Origin of the sequence: Saccharibacillus endophyticus, from assembly GCF_013185185.1 — a bacterium.
Lineage (GTDB): Bacteria > Bacillota > Bacilli > Paenibacillales > Paenibacillaceae > Saccharibacillus > Saccharibacillus endophyticus.
Window position 1 is genome coordinate 1,218,940 of record NZ_JAAZWE010000001.1, and the last position, 20,811, is coordinate 1,239,750.

The window sequence follows — 20,811 nt, forward strand, 5'->3', positions numbered from 1 at the left end:
TGGTTTTCTTTGTAAAAAACTTCTATTTAGCTGCCCGAAGCAAACGATTTACCGTTTCCCGACGCAAGCCGATCAACTGCCCGATTTCCTCCTGTGTAAGCAGATCCGTCAGCGGTTGTCCGTAGGTATAGGTCTCCATCCAGCGCTGCAAAAGCTCCAACCGTTCGCCTGGCGTCCCCGCTGTCAAATGATCGATGCGCTGCTGCATAAACCGGACCTTTTCCTGAAGCAGCAAAGCAATCTCCAACGCTTTCTTCGGATCTTCCTCCAGGCTTCGATACCAATCGGAGGCAAGGATCGGCTCGACTTCGCTGCGTACAAGAGCTATTGCGGTGCCGTGCGTTTCTTTCGGACTGATCAGCGAGTGATGCGGCACGACCTCCCCTGCGTAAAAAACATTAAATAAAATAATATTCCCGTTTTCGTGGAGACGCGTGACTTTGAACAATCCGCTATGTACGCGATACAGATACTTCCCATCGTCCCCCTGACGGAACAATATTTCTCCTTTGTGCAAAATCATGCTTTTCCCCTCTTTCCTTCATGAATCCGGGCAACCCCGGTACATCTCTCTGACTTTCCCGGCTTCGGCAGCTACCGCTTCGGCAAATCCCGACGGCTCGATCACTCGAATGGATGCCCCGAAACCGAGCACGAGGCGCAAAGCAAATTCCGGCGTCGCCAGATCCGCTTCTACCTCGTACTGCCCGTTCTTTATCGGTTCCGCGCGCAGAACGCGAATATAGCGTTTTTCCCGAAAAGCCTGCAGCACCTCTGCCGTCATAACCAGGCTCACCTCATAATGAGGCAGTCGGTCCGGAAATGCGCGCAGCGAATCTTGCCAATAAGCCGCCAAATCAAAATCTTCGGGATACGCGAACGACTGCTCCAGCAAGCGAATGTTTAGCATGTTGGACACCCGGAAGGTCTTGATCGTATCCCGGTCTTGCGCAGCCAAGTACCAAACTCCCCGTTTGACGATCAAGCCCAGCGGCTCGACCAGACGATTCGGATCTTTCGACGCGGTCGGGTTTGCTTTTGCATAATCAAACGCCAACAAGCGCTCTTCCCACACGGCTTCCTGGCAGAGCGCCAAGGCTTCAGGAGTTGCTGCCGAACGCGTATGCCAACTGCTCTCATCAATCAACAAGCGGCGTCTTAAAAATTCAGCTCCCTGCCGCTCAGGCTCCGGATAAGCGGCTCTGAGTTTTTGCAAAGCCGTCTCGTAATGTCCGCCCAGTCCCACGTCGCTCAATGGACCGGACGAAGCACGCAGCAGCAGCGCCGCAGCCTCGTCGGGCGTCATTCCGGTTAGACCGCTGCGATACCCTTCCATCAGGCTCCAACCGCCGAAACGCCCCCGATGCGCCAAGATCGGAATACCCGATTGTCCGATCGCTTCCAAGTCCCGGCTGACCGTACGCGTCGTCACTTCCAATTCATCAGCCAATTCCCGTGTAGACATGCGTCCCCGGCTTTGCAGCAGCAGCACGATTTTCATCAGTCGGTCACCTCTCACGGAAGGACCTCCTTTGTATTTCGTTTATTTTTCGTCTCGATCCTTATATAAGACAAAGGTTGTCATCTATTATCGATTATATTGAGAATGCGGGCAATGTGCAATCCGGACGGAACATTCATTTCCCGACAACGAAGATGACAGGAGAGGTGGCAATCATGCCTACGAATGACAGACCGTTGAATGGCAAAATTGCATTGGTCGCGGGCGCGACAAGAGGAGCGGGACGAGGCATCGCGCTTGAACTGGGAGCACTCGGCGCGCATGTCTACGTAACCGGACGCACGACAAGGCAGCAAGCATCGGATATGAACAGAAGCGAGACGATTGACGATACCGCGGAGATGATCGAAGCCCGCGCAGGAACCGCCACTGCGGTGCGAACGGATCATTCCGACCCCGAGCAAGTAAAAAGGCTGGCGGAACGTATCAAGACCGAGCAAGGCGGGCTGGATATTCTGGTCAATGACATCTGGGGCGGCGACGATCTGACCAAATGGGATCAAAAGCTTTGGGAGCACTCGCTGGCAGACGGACTGTTGATTCAGCAGCGCGCCGTGCACACGCATTTGATTACCTCCCGCTATCTGCTCCCTCTCATGCTGGAACGACCGGGCGGTCTGGTGCTGGAAATCACGGACGGCGTAGACGATCGGTTCCGGGGTAACGTGTACTACAGCCTGGCCAAAGTATCGGTGATTCATCTGGCCAAAGCGATGGCCGAAGAACTTCGCCCGTATCAGATTGCCGCTATTGCCTTAACGCCTGGATTTCTGCGTTCCGAGGCGATGTTGGATCTGTTCGGCGTGACGGAAGAAAACTGGCGGGACGGGGCAAAAGCAGAGCCGCATTTCGTCGCCTCGGAGACACCGGCTTTCGTCGGACAAGCTGCCGCGCAATTGGCTGCCGATCCGGAAGTCATGACGTTTACGGGGCAAGCGCTGAGTTCATGGGGACTCTCGGATCGATACGGGTTTGTCGATGCGGATGGCGGACGCCCGCATTGGGGGCGCTACGCGGAGGAAAACAACCTTTAGTTTTCTTTTGTGAGGCCTGGGTTGGTCGGCTGCGGGGGAGGTCGTTTCGGTCGCGTGTTGCTTTAGAGAAATCGGATTAGGGTTTTACAAGGTGATTTCTCTAAAGCAAAGGCGAACGCTTCATAGCATACGCTTCCGAAGTGCCTTTTCTTCGAAAAGCCTGTACTGCACGACCACCCCCTCCGCCTCCCTTAGGCCTCGCGGAAAAACAAAAGGCTGAGGGTTGGGAAGTAAGAAAGAGCTATTTTAAAATTGTGAAGGAATTATTTATTCTTTCACAATTTTAAACATACAAAAAGAAGCTGCGGCATATTGCCAGCAGCTTCTTTAATTTCTTCTACCCCTTTTTAAGTATCGACAAAAGCTAACGTAGCTGGAAGCGAGAAGACGGAGAGAGAAATTCAGTGAAAGACGCCTTTGAACTCGGAAAACTTCCACTAAAAATTCCAATCGACTTTTCCGAGTGAGACAGCGAATTGAACGAATTTCTCTCGCAGTCTTCTCGCTTCCCCCACCTACGTAACTTTTTCGATACTCCGGCGCTTACTCGCCAAAAGCTAGTTTTCTGACTTCAGCGGTCATGGCGTTGGTGTCCAGTCCGCCGTGGTTGCTCAGGAGAATGATGACCGTGCCGTCGTTTAGACCTCGGCGGATGCCGGTGGTGTAGCCGTCGCCGCCGCCGCTGTGGAAGGCGACTCGATTCGGGCCTTCGCCGTCGACATGCCAGCCGAAGCCGTAGTTTTTGTACGGACTCACGGTATACATGCGTTCCATCGTTTCTTCGGACAACACTTTGCCTGCGCTCAGCGCTTGGGACCAGGTTAACATGTCGTCGAGCGTGGAATAGAGACTGCCCGTGCCCGAAGGCGAGAAGTAGTAGTAATCGACGCTCTTCCATGCGCCTTCTTGCCAATCGTATTCGTAGCCGGTCGGAATCTTGGTTTGTCTCGTTGCGGTTCCGCTATGCTTCATGCCGAGCGGGTCGAGAATTTTAGATTGAACGAAGTCCGCATAACTCATGCCGGAAGTTTCTTCGATGATGTAAGCAAGCAGCACGAATCCGCTGTTGCTGTACATGTAGTCGGTACCCGGCGCGAATTTAAGCGGGCTTTGCTTAATTTCTTCGACCGTCTCCGATAACGGGATTCCTTCTTCGCGTTTGAAATTCAGCGCGATCCCGGAGGTGTGCGAAAGCAGCATCGCCAACGTAATTTCGTCCCCGCGAGGATAGCCGGGAATATGCTGCGACAATGTGTCATCGATGCTCAGCTTGCCTTCTTCGGCCAGCTTCAAGATCGAAGCAGCGGTAAAAGCTTTGGTCAGGGAACCGAGACGCATTTGATCCGTCGGCCGGATCAACGTCGAACCCGAAGACAGACCGTACGATTTGCGCAGCAGCACTTCGCCTTCTTTGGCGATCAATACGCTGCCTGAGTAATTTTCTTTTTTGAGATAGTCGTTTACAGCCGAAAGTCCGGTATCGTAATTCGTTTCCGTGTCTGTTTTAAGCGATAGATTCAATACGCCGCCGCTGGTCACCGGGCTTACTTTTGCCCGCAAAGGTTCGGTCAGCCCGCGCAGCGGTACGGTCAGAATGCCGTCCACGTAACGCGTCGTACCCGGCATTTGCAGTTCGTAGCCGTTGACGGATACGGTGGTGGAATCGGGGCGGTAAAGCAATTCGTCTCCATTCAGCGTTACGATCGCCGCACGCTGTGCTTTATCCCACTTCACCTTCGCCCCCAGCGAAACTGCTCCTTCCCGAACCGGCACGTAGGTCAAGGAACGATACGTGTAAACGCTGCTCCCCCACTGGGCAGGCCGACCGTCGATCTCGGCAACGATCGAAGAGATCCCTGCTGATCCCGTTGCAGGAGAGAGACTTGCCGATACCGTTTCTTCCGCGTAAGCAGGCAGCGTGCTCGAAGCCACTGCAAATGCCAATCCGGCGCTAAGCGCTATTTTGCTCCAGGCAGAGCCTTTCTTTCCGTAAAGCTTCATGTTTGTACATCCTCCTGTCATTCATGGCGCGCATTCCTGCACGTATTCTTCGCTTTCCATCTACATTATGTATACCGAACTTCAGCTTATTAGTTGTGTACATCAACAATTTTAGATCGCTGACTACTGGATCCGAACAATTACTATACTTTATATAGTTAGTATTATTTTGATTATTATTTACGATTATGATATGATGATTGAGCGAAAAAGAATACGAACCGTTTACAATCATCATTCATATCCGCGTCATTTACGAAATGATGCTTTGAGAGGGGAACATAGATATGCTTAAGCTCGGCATTCTCGACCAATCGACCATTACGGAAGGAAGCGGCCCCAAAGAGGCTCTTCAGACGACTACGCGCCTGGCTGTCGAAGCCGACCGTTTGGGATACAACCGTTTTTGGGTATCGGAGCACCACAGCTCGAAAGCACTGGCACACTCCAGCCCTGAAGTTCTGATCGCTCATCTCGGCGCTAATACGTCCCGAATCCGGCTCGGCTCCGGCGGCATCATGCTGCCGCATTACAGCGCTTATAAAGTAGCGGAAAACTTCCGTCTGCTCGAAGCGTTGTATCCGGGACGGATCGACCTTGGCGTCGGACGCGCTCCGGGCGGACGGCCGCTTTCGACAAGGGCGCTGCAAGAAGGTCATTATAACAGCGTAGACCCTTATCCGCAGCAAATTGTGGATCTGATCGCTTATCTGAACGACGCCGTACCGGCCGATCACCGATTCGCGGGCTTGAGCGTATCGCCTTCGGTGGATACCGTGCCGGAGTTGTGGCTGCTCGGATCCAGCGGAGGGACGGCGCGCCTGGCCGCGCAAACGGGCGCTTCCTACGCATTCGCGCAGTTCTTCGGCACGCCGGGCGGATCGGAAGCAACGGCCTTTTACCATGACAACTTCGAGCCTTCGCTCATGTCGCCGAACTCCAAATCGCTCGCGGCAATCACGGTCGTCTGTGCAGATACGCAGGAAGAAGCGGAGCAGCTGGCTTCCAGTTCCGATCTGTTCTTCTTGGCGATGTACAAAGGCATGGAACTTCCTTACCTGCCATCCGTGAAGACCGCTACAGAATATCCGTACACGCCTTATGACCGGGAGCAAATTGCCGCAACCCGCGCTTATCGCGTAGTCGGAACGCCTCAGCAGGTCAAAGCCCGTCTGCTTGAACTGGCTGAAGAATACAAAACCGATGAATTGATGATCGTCTCGTCTATTCATGATCTGGACGCCCGCCTGAAATCGGTTCGGCTGGTTGCCGAAGCATTCGGGCTCGGCAGCGAACACTCGGAAGCAGCGGAAGAAGTTCAAGCTTGATCGAAAAAATAAGATTCGAAAGGCCGTACGGCATTGCCGCGCGGCCTTTTTGATCTGCGAAGCTTTCGAATCTCATGCAAAAGCCGTTCCCGCCGCTCCCGAAAGAGCGCCGAAAACGGCCCGCTTTTGCCGAAATCCGCTAGAACTATTCCCGCGTCAATTGCGACGAACCCGCAATACCCGGCTTCGTCATCTCGAACGGATTCAAAATGATATCCAGCTCTTCTTCGCTGAGCACGTTGTGCATCAAGCACAGATCGCGCACGGAGCGGCCGGTCGTCATGGCCTCGCGGGCGATACGGGCGCAAATTTCGTAGCCCAGGTACGGGCTGAGCGCCGTAATGACGCCGACGCTGCGCTCAACGTACTCGGCGCAGTTCGCTTCGTTGGCTTCGATGCCGTCGATGCAGTGCGTGCGGAACACGGTCAGCGATTGGTTCATGATGCTGATCGACTGAAGCAGGTTGAAGACCAGTACCGGCTCCATCACGTTCAGCTCAAGCTGTCCGGCTTCGGACGCGAGCGAGATCGTGTGATCGTTGCCGATCACCTGGAACGCCGTTTGGTTGACCACTTCGCACATGACCGGATTGACTTTGCCCGGCATGATCGACGATCCCGGCTGACGCTCGGGCAGCTTCAGTTCGGCCAGACCCGCACGCGGGCCCGATGCCAGCAGACGGATATCGTTGGCGACCTTCGAAAGGTTGATCATGCAGATCTTCAGCGCGCCGGACAGTTCCGTATAAGCATCCGTATTCTGCGTCGCATCGACCAGATCTTCCGCGTGACGCAGCGGCATGCCGCTGATTTCAGCCAATTTAACCACGACTGCGTCCATATATTTCACGTCTGCATTCAAGCCCGTGCCGATTGCCGTAGCACCCATGTTGATTTCGTGCAGCAGTTCTTTCGAGCGGCGTACCCGGTGCAGGTCGCGGCCCAGAACGCGTGCATAAGCAGCGAATTCCTGACCCAAACGGATCGGAACGGCATCTTGGAGATGCGTGCGGCCCATTTTAATCACATGATCGAATTCGCGCGCTTTGTTCTCGAACGAACGCTGCAAGCGCTCCATCGTATCTTCCAGCTGCTCGACAAGCGAGAGTGCCGCAATATGAATCGCCGTCGGGAACACGTCGTTGGTGGACTGCGCCATATTGACGTGCACGTTCGGATTCAGGTGGAAATAGTCCCCTTTTGCTTTGCCCATCAGTTCAAGCGCGCGGTTGGCAATCACTTCGTTCGCGTTCATGTTGATCGAAGTGCCTGCGCCTCCTTGAATCGGATCGACGATGAATTGCGCATCCCATACGCCATCCATCACTTCGCCTGCGGCTTCAACAATCGGTGCCCCCAGATGTCCCTGCAGTCTTCCTACTTCCATGTTCGCGAGAGCCGCTGCCTTTTTGACGATCCCCAGCGCACGAATCATCGATTCATGAATCCGGTAACCGGTAATCGGGAAGTTCTCGATCGCTCTCATCGTTTGTACGCCGTAGTAAGCGTCTGCCGGAACCTGTTTGGCTCCCAGGAAGTCTTTTTCTATCCGAAACTGCGGTTGCATCATATTCCGTCCTCTCAGCGCTGTCTGGGTATGCGTGCGTTTGCCGACATACCGCGAGCTGTGTATTTGGTGTGAATGTAAAAGTTGAATCGTTCTTTCTCGTATATCGGCTATTTGCCGACAAGGATTTAGCCGTTGGCCTTGCGCGGCAAACAAGGAAGAGGGTAACCCTCCCTTCCCCGTTCTATAGACGCTGCGCGCGAATCAAAGTTCCGCTGCCGCGTTTCCTTTTTACGACGCGCCAAGCTTTCTTAATCCGCCTGCTCGGCCACAACGATAGTCGGCTCTGCCGATACGTCGACGTTACCCTGAAGCGCGCGCGTAATCATGCAAGAGCTTTCGGCTTTGTGCGCCAGGCGCTCCGCCTTCACTCGAACCTCTTCGTCTTGGCCTGCGGCCAGTACGAGCAGTGGACGATGCGTAATCGATTTGTACGTGAAAATATTATTCGTGACGTCCACGATGCCGTCGGATTCGAGCGTCAGGCTCTGAACCGCAATCGCCGAACGCTCCAGCATCGCCGCCAATGTAATGATATAACAGGTGGACGCCGCTCCCAGCAGCATCTCATCCGGATTCGTGCCGATTCCCGGTCCGCCCATCGGTTCGGGAATGGAGATTGCGGTCTTCAGCTCTCCGCTTTCAATGGTGCCGGAGCTGTTACGCCCCCCGTCCCACTGCGCCGTGAGCCGAAATACATGGTTCATGCGATCGTCTCTCCCTTTTCACTTAAAATTGCTTCTATCTCAGTATACGCCAAACCGTGCGCTTCCGCGACCGCCTTATACGTAACGCGTCCTCCGCAGGTGTTGATGCCCTTGGCGATTGACGGATTATCCAGCGCCGCCTGACGGAAACCTTTGCGCGCAATCTGCAATCCGTAAGGCGTCGTGACCATCGTCAGCGCAAGAGTCGAAGTTCGCGCAACCGCCCCCGGCATGTTCGCTACGGCATAATGCAGCACCCCATGCTTCTCGTAAACCGGATTGTCGTGCGTCGTAATTCGGTCGATCGTCTCGATGGAACCGCCCTGATCGATCGCGACATCCACAATGACCGAACCCGCTTCCATCGTCTTCACCATCTCTTCGGTCACAAGCTTTGGCGCACGCGCCCCCGGAATCAATACCGCGCCCACAAGCAAGTCCGCACGCTCCACAGCGACTTCCAGATTATGTTTGTCGGACATTAGCGTCTTCAAGCGTCCGCCGAATTGGTCGTCGAGCTGCCGCAAACGATCCGCGCTGATATCAAGCAGCGTTACGTCGGCACCGAGTCCGATCGCCATTTTGGCCGCGTTCGTGCCTACGATACCTCCGCCCACGATCGTGACTTTGCCCGGTTCAACGCCTGGCACGCCGCCGAGCAACACGCCTTTGCCGCCGAACGGCTTTTCGAGGAAATGAGCCCCGATCTGGATCGACATGCGGCCGGCTACTTCGCTCATCGGCATCAGAAGCGGCAGGCTGCCGCTGCTCAGTTGAATCGTTTCATACGCGATGCCGGTAACTCCCTGATCAACCAAAGCTCGGGTCAATGCGGCTTCAGGGGCAAGATGCAAGTAGGTGTACAGAATCAGCCCGGCGCGGAAAAACCCGTATTCGGCTTCCAGCGGCTCCTTGATTTTGACGACCATATCGGATGCCCAAGCTTCGGCAGCGCCGGCTGCGACTGTCGCGCCTGCCGCCTCGTAATCTTCGTCCGAAAATCCGATTCCGAGTCCCGCACCGGATTCCACCCGGACTTGATGCCCTTCGGCGATATACGCTCTTGCGGATGCCGGCGTCATTCCGACGCGGTTCTCGTTGTTTTTGATTTCTTTCGGTACTCCGATAATCATATCCATCCCCCGCATTCTGGTCCCCGAAAGACGATGTGCGCCCCGTAGGGACAGTTTGGTTAAAGTTCCCAATTTCATTTTAACATAGGTAATAAAAAAAGAAATCGGCCTTTTTGCTGCGTTTTTTTGTTTGAAAAAGCTTTCACGTCTTGCTATGTATAGGCTTTGCGGATTAGAATGGGAGAAATACGCTTTTTAATCCTGTTCCGAAACAACGCGGTGAAGCGGAATGAGTATTGACGCTCTTCTGCATTCACGTCAGCGAAGGAGCAAGGCAACAGCTCAAAGGAGACTATGCAGACATGAATGAAACATTGGAACAGCTGCGGGCCAGCGTCGACGGAATCGACTCCCAACTGCTGGAACTGCTCAGCAAACGCGCAGAATTGGTACACCAAATCGGACAAGTGAAAGAAACCCAGGGCGTACCTAAGTTTGAGCCTGAACGCGAAAAGGAAATCCTTGACCGCGTGACCGGCCTGAACAAAGGACCTTTCTCGGACAGCACGCTGAAGCATCTGTTCAAAGAAATCTTCAAGGCGTCGCTGAACATCCAACAGGAAGATCACAAGCGCCAACTGCTGGTTAGCCGTAAAAAGCGTCCGGAAGACACCATCGTTAAATTTAACGGCGTTGAAGTCGGCGGCCCAAGCCCGATCCTCGTAGCGGGTCCTTGCTCGATCGAGTCGCGCGACCAGCTGCGTACCGTTGCCAAAGCACTCAAAGAGTCGGGCATTACGGTCATGCGCGGCGGCGCCTTCAAACCAAGAACGTCCCCTTACGACTTCCAAGGTCTGGGTCTGGACGGCCTGAAATTGCTGAAAGAAGTGGCGGACGAGTTCGGTCTGGCAACAATCAGCGAAATCGTGCACCCGTCGCATATCGAGATCGCTGCCGATTACATCGACGTGATCCAGATCGGCGCGCGCAACATGCACAACTTCGAGCTGCTGAAAGAAGTCGGCGGCGCGAAAATTCCGGTTCTGCTCAAACGCGGTCTGTCCGCGACGCTGGACGAGTTCATCCACGCGGCCGAGTACATCATGGTTAGCGGCAACGAGCAAATCATGCTGATCGAACGCGGGATCCGCACTTACGAGACAGCAACGCGCAACACGCTCGATATCTCGGCAGTTCCGCTGCTCAAGCAGGAAACTCACCTGCCGGTTATGGTTGACGTCACTCACTCGACCGGACGCAAAGACATCATGCTCCCTTGCGCAAAAGCGGCTCTGGCAGCCGGCGCGGACGGCATCATGGTCGAAGTTCACCCGGATCCGCAAACGGCATTGTCGGACGCGGCTCAACAGTTCGACATCCCGCAATTCGGCAACTTCTGGAACGGGCTGAAAAACTCCGGCCTGTTCGGACCTCGCTCGTAAACCCTTGAGAGCGGGAAAGGCCCGGGGGAGGCGGCGGGAATTCGCTCAGTTCGCTGTCTCAATCGGGAAGCGGGATGGATTTTACAAAGGAAGCTTCCCGATTTCAAAGGCGAACTTCACGAACTTCCATTTGCCGGGTAACTTGTCTCACTTCAATCATAGGTTTACGTTTGTCTGAAACGCACATGGTTTAGGTGCGATTCAGATAAACGTAACCTTACATCAATCTGAGACAAGTTACTCCTACGGCCTTTCTGATGCCGGCTTTTCAAGCGGCATTTTTATAAAAAGAAAAAGCAGCTCTGCGTATATTGCGCAGAGCTGCTTTACTGTGTCGAGAAAGGCTAACGCAGCTGGGCGCGAGAAGACGTAGAGAGAAATCCAGTGAAAGACGCCTTTGAACTTGGAAAACTTCCATTTGAATTTTATTCTAGTTTTCCAAGTGAGACAGCGTCTTGAACGGATTTCTCTCGGAGTCTTCTCGCGCCCACCGCATACGTAACTTTTTCGACAGAGCGAAGCAGCTCTATGACATATCGCAGAGCTGCTTTTTCGCGTACAACCTTAATTTAATAAAGCGGCTTGGCGTTTGAAATGGTCTTCGACGACCAGGCAGACCATGCTTTCGACGACGGGAATGATTCTCGGGCAGATGCAAGGGTCGTGTCTGCCGACGGTGGAGATTTCGGTTTCGGTTCCGTCAACGGTCAACGTCTGTTGCGGCTTGGAGATCGACGAAGTAGGTTTGACGACGACTCGGAAGACAATGTCCGCGCCGCTGCTGATTCCGCCGATGATTCCGCCGCTGTTGTTCGTCAAAAAGCCGTCGCTGTTCATTTGGTCATTATGCTCGCTGCCCAACATTTTCGCCGCCGCGAAGCCCGCGCCGAACTCGATTCCTTTGACGGCTCCGATCGACAACATGGCTTTGGCCAAATCCGCGTCCAATTTATCGAAAGCGGGTTCTCCGAGACCCGGAGCTACTCCCCGCACGACACATTCCACGATGCCTCCGCAGCTGTCGCCTTCGATCGCCAACGATTCGATAAGCTTGACCATTTTCTCCGCTGCTTCCGGATCGCAGGCTCTGACCGGATTCTGTTCAATGAAGGATTCGACAAATCGCTCGCATTGGATGCCGCCGACCTCGGACGTATAGGCGACAACGGAAACGCCTCTTCTTTCAAGCAATTTTCGGGCTACGGCTCCCGCCGCGACCCGCGCGGCCGTTTCTCTGCCGGACGCCCGCCCGCTTCCTCGATGATCCCGGATTCCGTATTTTTTCTGGTACGTAAAATCGGCATGACCCGGTCGAAACGAATCTTTGATGTCGCTGTAAGCGCTCGGCCGCATGTCATGGTTAAACAACATGATGCAGATCGGCGCGCCCGTCGTCTTCCCTTCGAAAACGCCCGACACGATTTTGATTTTATCGTATTCTTTGCGCGGCGACGTGACTGACGATTGACCCGGTTTTCTGCGGTCCATCTGAATTTGAATATAGGATTCCTCCAACTCCACGCCCGGAGTCGCTCCGTCTATAATAACTCCCACCGCTTCACCGTGAGATTCTCCGAAAGTCGATATTTTCAGTCGTTCTCCAAAAACGTTGCCTGGCATAGCTACACATCCTTCTCGTTTTTCTGCTTACAAAAAGTATAGCGTAGTCTATACTATTAATGAAATTGATAACATTGTTATCTGTCATAGAGAAGGGTGATAACATAGATGCAAGTCAACTTGGAGTTCTACAAAGTTTTTTTGAAAGCGGCCGAGACCGGAAATTTGACCCAAGCGGCGGTCGAACTGCATATGACCCAACCTTCAGTGAGTTACGCAATCGGTCAATTGGAAAAAAGCACGAACCTCGTTTTATTCCAAAGGCTGTCCAAAGGAGTCCGGCTCACTTCGGAAGGTCAATTGTTGTATGAATCGCTCTCCAAAGCTTTTCAATACCTGGAGTTAGCCGAGCAGCAAATCCAATCGCTTAACGATCACAAAATCGGATCGATCCGGATCGGTTCGACCGGAGGAATCATCAAAAACATGCTGATGCCCGGCCTGGATGAATTCCGCCGCCAGTATCCCGGCATTCGCATCAAACTGCTGCAAGCCAAAACAAGCGAAATTTTAACCCAGATCGAACAAAATAAATTGGACATCGGTTTTGTTTATTTGCCGATCAAAGCCCCGAATCTCATCATGACGCCGTTGAAATCGATGGAAAACGGCTTTGTGGTCGGGGAAAAGTTCAAATCCTTGTCCGAGATGCCTTTAACGATCGAACAACTGTTGGGGATTCCTTTGCTGCTTTTGTCCGCCGGAAGCACGACACGAATTTTTTTGGAACGATGGTTTTCGGATTACGGACATCCAATATCCGCCGATATCGAGTTGAACAGTATCGATCTGCTGGTCGACTTCGCGAAGCGCGGTTACGGAGCGGCTTTTGTCAGCACGTCTTTTGTCGAGAAAGAACTGGAACGCGGCGAGTTATTCGTACTGCATACCCGGGATCGGATACCGGCTCAAGAACTCGGCATGATTACGAGAAAAAATACGACGCCGCTGATCCGCAGCTTTACCGAAACGTTATCTGCGCTATTCAAATCGCCTTGATTTTAACTTGAACTCCGGGCATCTACGGATGCCTTCTTTTCAATCTTCCGCCGGGTTGCCGACCTCGCCCATGAACACGATCGCTCCCGTCGTACGGTCGGTAATGGCGAAAAAGAACGGGCGATTGAACTTGAGGTCAAACGGCGTTTGCGGAGCGGGGACCGATGTGGTCTCGGCTCCGATCACGGTCACGGCAGCCGCTTCCGTGCCTTCTTCGTTCACTTCGATAAAGGTATCGTGCGTGACGAAGCTCACGAAAATATCACCGGGCTGTGCGCCGCCTGCCGCGAGGCCGCCGAGCTCGGCGGTCTGGTCACTGAAGGCGTCGACCATGCCGAGCGCGGACAACGTCGCTTTCAGTGTTAATTTGTCTTTGAGTTTGAAGCGCGGGAGCTCGATGCTGCCTTCATTATCGGATAACTCTTGGCTCCATGCGTTAAATTTAGGCAATTGCCGTTGTTTGAACTCATCCAGCGAACTGTTCTCGTCAGGCAAGGCCAGAATCATGCCGAAGTTCCGGGTTTCGCCGTAGGGCAACCGGACGGCTTCGAATCCTTCTCCGTCCAGATAGGCATAGTCGCCGCTTTGGCGCATCGTCGGAACCTTCACTTCTTGGCCGCCTTCCGGATAAAAAGGCAGGTCTTCGGTTTGTCCCTTTTTAAACGGTTCGCTCCAATCGCCTTTAAAGTACATCGCGTTCATGAGCAGCAAAACAAGGTTCTCGCTAAGCGGTGCTTCAACGACTTCAGGAATCTTTCCGGCGGTGTTATCGGATGCCCATTGATTGATAGTGCTCACGGCTTGATCGGAGGTAAAATCTATCGCTTGGACTTGCGCGCCGTAGCTTTTCTCTATCCGCTCCGCGTAATCCTTATTCACTTCAAAGCCTTGACGGCTCCATAGTGAATTGGCAATATCCATCTTCACGGCAGGATCGGAGCCTCGCAGCAGGTCGCTCAGGATCATTTGGCTTTCGGCCAGCACTTCGGGCGACATGCCGTTCAGGTGGAGCATGCCGTCCATTTGCTGCGCCGTCTCCCCTTCGGCTCCGTCTTTCAACATGGATAGCGCGATGCCGATGCCTGCGGGGGAGATCATTCGATTGGGTCCCGGATCGGCTTCGCCGGGCTCGTCCTCCAGTTTGGCGTACAGATCCAGAGCAAACTTGTTTATCGCAGCAGAAAGTTCCGGGTTCGCGTCTTCGGCCTTATAAGCGGAGACGTAGTTCGGCTCGGACGTTCCGTTCGAACATCCGGCTACCGCAACGACAGCCAATAGGGCGAATAGAGATATTTTTTTAAAAAGCCTTTCCGATTTCCTTTGACCGAATCCTCTCTTCGGTCCGTCTTCTCTGTTTGTCTGGTTTGAAATACGCATCTTCGATTGACCCCCTTTTTTGTCGGTCGAGCGCGTTTTAAAAAAATCAGGATTCCGACGGATTGCCGATTTCGCCCATGAATACGATCAGTCCTGTTGTTCGATCGGTAATCGCGAAGAAAAACGGGCGGTTGAGCTTCAGTTCGAATGGCTCTTCCTGGGGAAAAGCGGCGCCCGCGCGAGCAATGCCCGTCACGGCTGCCGCTTCGGTCCCGACCTCGTCCACTTCGATGAAGGTCTTATGCGCAATCGCCCCGATCGGTTGTCCGTTTCCTTGTCCCATGCCTCCGAAATCGGATTGAAAAGGGTCGAAAGCCTTTTGTATGCCGAGAGACATCAACGCATCGTTTAACCGCAGCGACGTCTCCGATTTGAACTTCGGCAGCTCGATCGTTCCTCGCGCCGATGTAAACCGCTTATTCCATTCGGTCCATTTTGACAGCTGCTCGGCATGGAAGTCTTGAAGCGTCCGCCCCGGATCGGGAAGCGCGAGCAGCATATCGAATGCCCGAGCTTCGCCATAAGGCAAACGAACAGCCCGAAACCCTTCCGCATCCAGATACGCATAACGGCCGCTTTGCTTCATTGTCGGCACGTCAACGCTTTTTCCGGCTTCGGACTCTGAACTGAAAAATGGACGGTAGGCCGTCAGCGCAGGATTAAAAGGTTCCGACCACATCCCTTTAAAATAAACGGCATTCGCCAAGTAACTGCTTAAACCCGACAACGTTCCCCCATCCACCAACTGATCGATTTTCCCGTGCGTCGAGTCGGATACCCAACGATTGATGATGTCCGCCGCCTCCGGCGCTCCGAAATCGATCTCCCGATGTTCCGCTCCGTAATGAACGCGCAGCGCTTCCTTATAAGCTTCGGACACCGGATGCCCCGTTTGGCTCCACAGCGCATTGGCGATCTCCATCTGTACCGAAGCATCGGCCGACGACAACCGCTCCCGCAAGTTTTGTTGAAGATTGCCAAGCGAAGCATCTGACTCAAGCGTCGAACCCAGCACCCGATCCATTTCTTCAGCCGTCTTGCTCAAAGCGCCTTCGCGCAGCATCGATAACGCAAATCCGATACTGGCAGGCGAGATCATCTGATTACACAGGCTTGAAGCTTCCGCATCGTCCCGGGACGCGCTCAGCTTGCCGAATAATCCGATACCCAGCGTGTTCACCGATTGCACGAGCGATTCTAGCGGATTTGCTTGCTGCTTCATTGATCGATTGTCCTCCTTTTCCCTCTATCGCTTATTATCGTTACTTTTCACCTACGACTCTGCCGGATTTCCGACTTCGCCCATAAATAGGATCAAGCCCGTCGTACGATCCGTAATGGCAAAAAAGAACGGACGGTTCAGCTTCATTTCGAACGGTCGGTCAGACGGCGAGGCGGATTCGTTCATCGCCACTACCGTAACGGCCGCGGCCTCCGTCCCTTCTTCATTGACCTCAATAAACGTATCTTGCGACACCTCGCTCACGTAAAGCCCGGCAGCTTCCTTCGCAAGCCCGCCGAACTCAGCCTCATGGGGATCAAAAGCCGACTCCATGCCCAGCGACTTCAGGACATCATTCAAACTCATCGAGTCCTCAAGCTTGAACTTGGGAAGTTCCACCTGACCTTCTTGTTCCGCCAGTCGGGCGCTCCATATCGAAAAATCGGCAAGATGCTCATTTTTAAAAGATTCCAACGTCGTACCTTTATCCGGAACGGCCGCGATCATGGCGAAGTTCCCGGATGTCCCGTAGGGCAACCGAATCGCTTGAAAATCCTCTTCGTCCGCGTAAGCATAGCGCCCGGTTTGCGACATTGTCGGAACTTGAACACTCTGGCCTTTATCTGTTGCAAACGGCTGCTCTTTGGTCAATGCCGGATCAAACGGTGTCATCCAACTGCCTTTGAAATAGAGCGCGTTCATCAGAAAAAGAACCGTGTTCGGATCGATCGGAGGGTCAATGACCTGATCGATCTTGCCGTTCGTATGCAGCGCTGCCCATTCGTTCATCGTATCGGCGGCCGACTCCGAATTGAAATCCAGTGCACGTGCTTGCGCTTCGTAATTTTGCTCCAGACGTTCGACAAGGCTCGGCTTCAACTGAAATCCTTCACGCGCCCACAGGGAATTGGCGATTTCTATCCGCACCGAAGGATCGGCTGCCAGCATAAGCTCGCGCAAAATATGTTGCCCTGCGTCAAGCTGCTCGGCATCGAATGCCTTCAACCCCAACACCCGATCCATCTCTTCCGCAGTTTCTCCTTCGGCGCCTGCTCTCAGCATGGATAAAGCCATACCCAGTCCGGCAGGCGAAAGCATCACGTTAGATTGCACGATTTCCTGCGAAGCAGTCCACTCTGCATACAAATCCAGTCCAAAGCGATTCATGGCATGAGTCAGCTTGCGATCGACGTCGCTCTCCTGGTAAGCCGTAGTTCGAGCATTCGAAACTTGATTAGCATCCTTTTGCCTACTCCCGTTATTCCCGCAGCCAGCCAAAAGTCCCGTTGCAAGAAGAACGCCGAGCCCCAGTCTCACCCATGCCGCAAACCCTGATCGTCTCACCTTTCACCTCCTAGCGCCGCTGCTTTTCAAAGACTGCGGCCTTATATGTTTACCAACGCCACGGCATACAGAAATGTTGCTTGAATTGGAAAAGAAAGTGCAGCATTCATAAAAAAAGTCCCCTTCGCAAGCCTAAGCTCGCGATGAGGACTTCCCAAGCAACATGATATCCGTCAAAGCTTTTCCGAATGCGAATGCCCATTCTCTCGCAGGCGCGTTCGGGCCGTATTCAGTACCCGTTCCACTTCGGACGCGGCCACGGGCTTGCTAATGAATTCATCCATCCCGCCGGAAAGACATCGTTCCACGTCCTCTTCCCGTACGAAAGAACTCACTCCCACGATCAACGGCGTTCGATCCGGAGGCAGCTGCGTACGGATGCACGAAGCCGCTTCGACGCCATCCGCGCCCGGCAGCCCAACATCCATGAAGATCAAATCATAATCGCCGGAGATCGCCTGTCTGATTGCCCGTTCCCCATCCTCGACCGTATCCGCACGGCAGTCAAATCGGGCGAGCATGGCTTCAAGAACCTTCCGGTTCACCGGATGATCTTCAGCAATCAGAATGCGCAAATCCTGACGCGGCTCCGGAGCCGGCGGCTTCACGCCCGGCTTGATCGCCGGCTCGACCACTTCTTCGATATCCGTGAGACCGATAAACGGCTTCCCTTCCGTCTCCGGAATCAAGAACCGAAGCAGGAAACGGAATGTTGCGCCTTCGCCTTCTTCGCTCTCCACCGAAATCATGCCGCCCATCAATTCAACCAATTTACGGCTAATCGACAAGCCGAGCCCGGTTCCCCCATACTTGCGGTTCAAGATCGGATGCAATTGGGAAAAAGGCTGGAACAGCCGATGCTGCAACTCGCTTGCGATTCCGATTCCCGTATCCGTTACCGCAAATTCGATCCAGACTTCGCTGGGGGCACGGAACGCTTTGGGAGCAACGCGAAGCGTCACGCTTCCCTGCTCCGTGAACTTGATCGCATTCCCGACCAGGTTAATCAATATCTGACGCAAGCGCTCGCTATCGGCAATCACGACCGAAGGCACGCGCTGAACGGATTCGTCGACGGCAAATTTCAAAGCCAGATTCTTCTCCGTCGCGCGCGGCAGGAAGAGTTGAATCACGCTGACCAGCACCTCGCGCAGCTCCACGGGCTGAGGCTCGATCTCCATGCGCCCGGCCTCGATTTTGCTGATATCCAAAATCTCGTTCAAAATCTTCAGCAACGCGTGGCTGCTCTCGGAAATGATGTCGGCATACTGCCTTTGTTCCTGCTGAAGCTCCGTTTCACGCAGCAAATCCGTCATCCCGATGATTCCGTTCATCGGCGTGCGCAGCTCATGGCTGACGATCGACAAAAATTCGGACTTCGCCCGATCCGCGCGCTCTGCCGACTCTTTTGCCCGGATAATTTCTTTCTCTCCGGTTACGTCGCGAAATACCAGTACGGCTCCCCGGCGTTCGTTACGATCCAGAATCGGCGTAAACTGGTAGGAAACGAGGAAGCTTCCGCCGTCTTTTCTCCAGAACACCGCTTCAGGCTGCGCATGCGCAACGCCCGAATGAAGAGCATCCAACAGCTCTGCTCCGCCGGTTTGATAAGCACTCTCCTGCGTTTGGGCCTGGCGCATCATTTCCTCATAAGAGCGACCGATCGCTTCCCTGCCCTCATAACCGAGCATGGCCGCAGCAGCCGGATTGGTGAACATCACGCGGCCCGACGTATCAAAGCCGATGATCCCCTCCGACACGGTATTGAGCAGCAGCGAATGCTGATAGCTGAGTGCTTCGATCTGCGAAATGTACTGCTTACGCTCCGTGATATCGGTAATGATCGCATACACGCCGGACTGATCTTTTTTCGAACCGATCGGAACGTAAGCGACGCTGACGTCGCGCATTCGTCCGTCGCGGCGATGGAACGTCGTTTCGAAAACGCGGGACTCCCCGCTGCGCGCAGCCTCGAAATGGTTGCGCGAAAGACTGGCGTACTTTTTGGGCTGCAGCATGCCGATCCTAAGACGCTGCATCTGCTCGCGAGTATAACCGCACATGGCTTCCATGGCCGGATTGACGCTCAAAATTCGCCCTTTCATATCCAGGGATATGATGCCCGAATTGTGGTTCATGAAAAGCGAACGATACCGGCTCTCGCTGCTGCGCAGCTTCTCCTCGATGCGCACGCGGGCGGTCACGTCCTGCACGATGCCGATCACCTGCAAAGGCTCGCCGGTCGTACTGTCTTTGGACACTTCCCAAACGTCGTAAATCGTTTTTTCGGCCCCGTTGGGCAGTTTGATCCGATAAGTAATCTCTCCGTCGCGCCCGTTTTTCAAAATCCCGGACACCACGGTTTCGAAACGCTTCCGATCCTCGGGATGGATAAGACGAAGCAGCGATTCCGTTCCCGACTCGACCCCGTTCACCGCATAATCGAAAATTTCTCGCATTTCCCGGGAAAAAGTAAGGCGCATTTGCACCAGATCCCATTGCCAGGAACCGATGCTGGCAAGCTGCTGGGCTTTTGCCAACACAACGTCGTTCATCTTCCGCTCGGTGATGTCGCGCGCAATAACCAATATCCGGTTCACTTCGCCATTCGAGCCTCGAATAAGTCGAAACGAAGTATCCACCCAGCGAACACTGCCGTTTTTGTGCAGCACGCGACGTTCGAAGGTTTCGTTCTCCGCATACAGAGTTCCTTCGATCGTCATTTTCGTGGCATCGCCGGAATGGTAGAATGCCGTCCGATTTTGCCCCAACATCTCCTCCGGCGTGTAACCCAGAGTCCGCTCGACCGAAGGGGACACGTATAATAACGTGCCGTCCGGCTTGCTGAAAGAGATCATGTCGGGCGTATTTTGCGTAATTAATTTATAAATCTCACGGGTGCGATCCCCCTGATCCCCTACAGTAAGGTTCCGTTCGGACACGTCCTCCATATAAACCAGGATGAACGGCGGTTCGCCCTCGCCGGGAAGTTCGCACTCCACCTCGACCCACACGATATCTCCTCCGCTGCGTGCAAGACGGATCTCGATCGGTCCGAACGACCGAGGTTTCTTCTGCCAGTCATCAAAAGAATCCAGAAGATCAAGTGCGCTATCCGTTTCGGCACGAAGCAATTGCAAATAACCGTCGCCCAGAAGCTCATGCGCGGCTCGGCCGACGATCCGGCTTGCGGCCGGATTTGCACCGACACATTTCCCGCGCAAATCGAGAATCAGGACACCGGTTGATATTTTGTTATATATGCGTGTATACAGGGATGCGTTTGGAATATCGGACGAGGTCAAGTTCATTCTCCTTTAAAAGGCTCTTCAACAACATGCATGCAAGCGGCAAAACGTCCGGATCGTCCGTAAATTCAGCAGGCCTGCTTCCCGAAGAAGCCAGCCTGCAAATTTACCCGCACCCGGACGAATATGCCGATTCGGCACTCATATCAGCCTTACCGTTAACAGTCTATTCTTATCATTTACCCAAATCCGTAATCTTTATACCGGATTTGAATCTCCACCCGTCAAATTTCGCGCTCAATCGCGTACTTACAGCGTAACTTGTCG

Annotated in this window: 15 protein-coding genes; 4 read left to right on the forward strand and 11 right to left on the reverse strand. The window is 53.8% G+C overall.

What is annotated here, in order from left to right; all coding sequences use genetic code 11:
- Nucleotides 1–22 precede the first annotated feature (22 nt).
- Both HRQ63_RS05500 and HRQ63_RS05505 read right to left on the reverse strand, forming a co-directional pair.
- Nucleotides 23–523, reverse strand: a complete 501-nt coding sequence (locus tag HRQ63_RS05500; protein WP_172240218.1) for a Crp/Fnr family transcriptional regulator — start codon at nt 521–523, stop codon at nt 23–25.
- An 18-nt stretch (nt 524–541) separates the two neighbouring features.
- A complete protein-coding gene (locus HRQ63_RS05505) occupies nt 542–1,519 on the reverse strand; it encodes a helix-turn-helix transcriptional regulator (protein ID WP_172240221.1) in 978 nt (325 codons plus the stop codon).
- 158 nt (nt 1,520–1,677) lie between these two features.
- Here HRQ63_RS05505 and HRQ63_RS05510 point away from each other — a divergent pair, with 158 nt between their 5' ends.
- Nucleotides 1,678–2,556: an SDR family oxidoreductase gene (locus HRQ63_RS05510; RefSeq protein WP_172240224.1), complete on the forward strand. Its 879-nt coding sequence runs from the start codon at nt 1,678–1,680 to the stop codon at nt 2,554–2,556.
- A gap of 543 nt (nt 2,557–3,099) precedes the next feature.
- Here the strand turns inward: HRQ63_RS05510 and HRQ63_RS05515 are convergent.
- Nucleotides 3,100–4,557, reverse strand: coding sequence for a serine hydrolase domain-containing protein (locus HRQ63_RS05515; protein WP_172240226.1), 1,458 nt, complete (start codon nt 4,555–4,557; stop codon nt 3,100–3,102).
- Nucleotides 4,558–4,844: 287 nt separating this feature from the next.
- Between HRQ63_RS05515 and HRQ63_RS05520 the strand changes: the two genes are divergently transcribed.
- Nucleotides 4,845–5,885, forward strand: a complete 1,041-nt coding sequence (locus HRQ63_RS05520) for an LLM class flavin-dependent oxidoreductase (RefSeq protein ID WP_172240228.1) — start codon at nt 4,845–4,847, stop codon at nt 5,883–5,885.
- Nucleotides 5,886–6,030: 145 nt separating this feature from the next.
- Here HRQ63_RS05520 and aspA read toward each other — a convergent pair whose 3' ends face one another.
- From aspA to ald, 3 genes are all read right to left on the reverse strand, one after another.
- Nucleotides 6,031–7,455 (reverse strand): aspartate ammonia-lyase, encoded by a 1,425-nt coding sequence (gene aspA, locus HRQ63_RS05525; RefSeq protein WP_172240230.1) that lies wholly within the window; start codon nt 7,453–7,455, stop codon nt 6,031–6,033.
- 248 nt (nt 7,456–7,703) lie between these two features.
- Nucleotides 7,704–8,159: an OsmC family protein gene (locus tag HRQ63_RS05530; protein ID WP_172240232.1), complete on the reverse strand. Its 456-nt coding sequence runs from the start codon at nt 8,157–8,159 to the stop codon at nt 7,704–7,706.
- The gene (gene ald, locus HRQ63_RS05535) at nt 8,156–9,292 is read right to left on the reverse strand and encodes an alanine dehydrogenase (RefSeq protein WP_172240234.1); all 1,137 of its coding nucleotides are present in this window, start codon (nt 9,290–9,292) and stop codon (nt 8,156–8,158) included. Before ald ends, HRQ63_RS05530 begins: the two co-directional genes overlap by 4 nt.
- A 302-nt stretch (nt 9,293–9,594) precedes the next feature.
- Between ald and HRQ63_RS05540 the strand changes: the two genes are divergently transcribed.
- Nucleotides 9,595–10,674, forward strand: a complete 1,080-nt coding sequence (locus HRQ63_RS05540; protein WP_172240236.1) for a bifunctional 3-deoxy-7-phosphoheptulonate synthase/chorismate mutase — start codon at nt 9,595–9,597, stop codon at nt 10,672–10,674.
- Nucleotides 10,675–11,238: 564 nt separating this feature from the next.
- Here the strand turns inward: HRQ63_RS05540 and aroC are convergent.
- Nucleotides 11,239–12,294, reverse strand: a complete 1,056-nt coding sequence (gene aroC, locus HRQ63_RS05545; RefSeq protein ID WP_172240238.1) for a chorismate synthase — start codon at nt 12,292–12,294, stop codon at nt 11,239–11,241.
- A gap of 108 nt (nt 12,295–12,402) precedes the next feature.
- On the opposite strand from aroC, the gene HRQ63_RS05550 reads away from it, so the two are divergent.
- Nucleotides 12,403–13,293 (forward strand): LysR family transcriptional regulator, encoded by an 891-nt coding sequence (locus HRQ63_RS05550; protein ID WP_172240240.1) that lies wholly within the window; start codon nt 12,403–12,405, stop codon nt 13,291–13,293.
- A 39-nt stretch (nt 13,294–13,332) separates the two neighbouring features.
- Here the strand turns inward: HRQ63_RS05550 and HRQ63_RS05555 are convergent, their stop codons facing one another.
- From HRQ63_RS05555 to HRQ63_RS05570, 4 genes are all read right to left on the reverse strand, one after another.
- Nucleotides 13,333–14,670 (reverse strand): serpin family protein, encoded by a 1,338-nt coding sequence (locus HRQ63_RS05555; protein ID WP_172240242.1) that lies wholly within the window; start codon nt 14,668–14,670, stop codon nt 13,333–13,335.
- 46 nt (nt 14,671–14,716) lie between these two features.
- Nucleotides 14,717–15,892: a serpin family protein gene (locus HRQ63_RS05560; protein ID WP_172240244.1), complete on the reverse strand. Its 1,176-nt coding sequence runs from the start codon at nt 15,890–15,892 to the stop codon at nt 14,717–14,719.
- Between the two features lie 51 nt (nt 15,893–15,943).
- Nucleotides 15,944–17,236, reverse strand: a complete 1,293-nt coding sequence (locus HRQ63_RS05565) for a serpin family protein (protein WP_172240246.1) — start codon at nt 17,234–17,236, stop codon at nt 15,944–15,946.
- Nucleotides 17,237–17,409: 173 nt separating this feature from the next.
- On the reverse strand, nt 17,410–20,547 hold the full coding sequence (locus HRQ63_RS05570; protein ID WP_172240248.1) for a PAS domain S-box protein: 3,138 nt from the start codon (nt 20,545–20,547) through the stop codon (nt 17,410–17,412).
- Nucleotides 20,548–20,811: the final 264 nt, after the last annotated feature.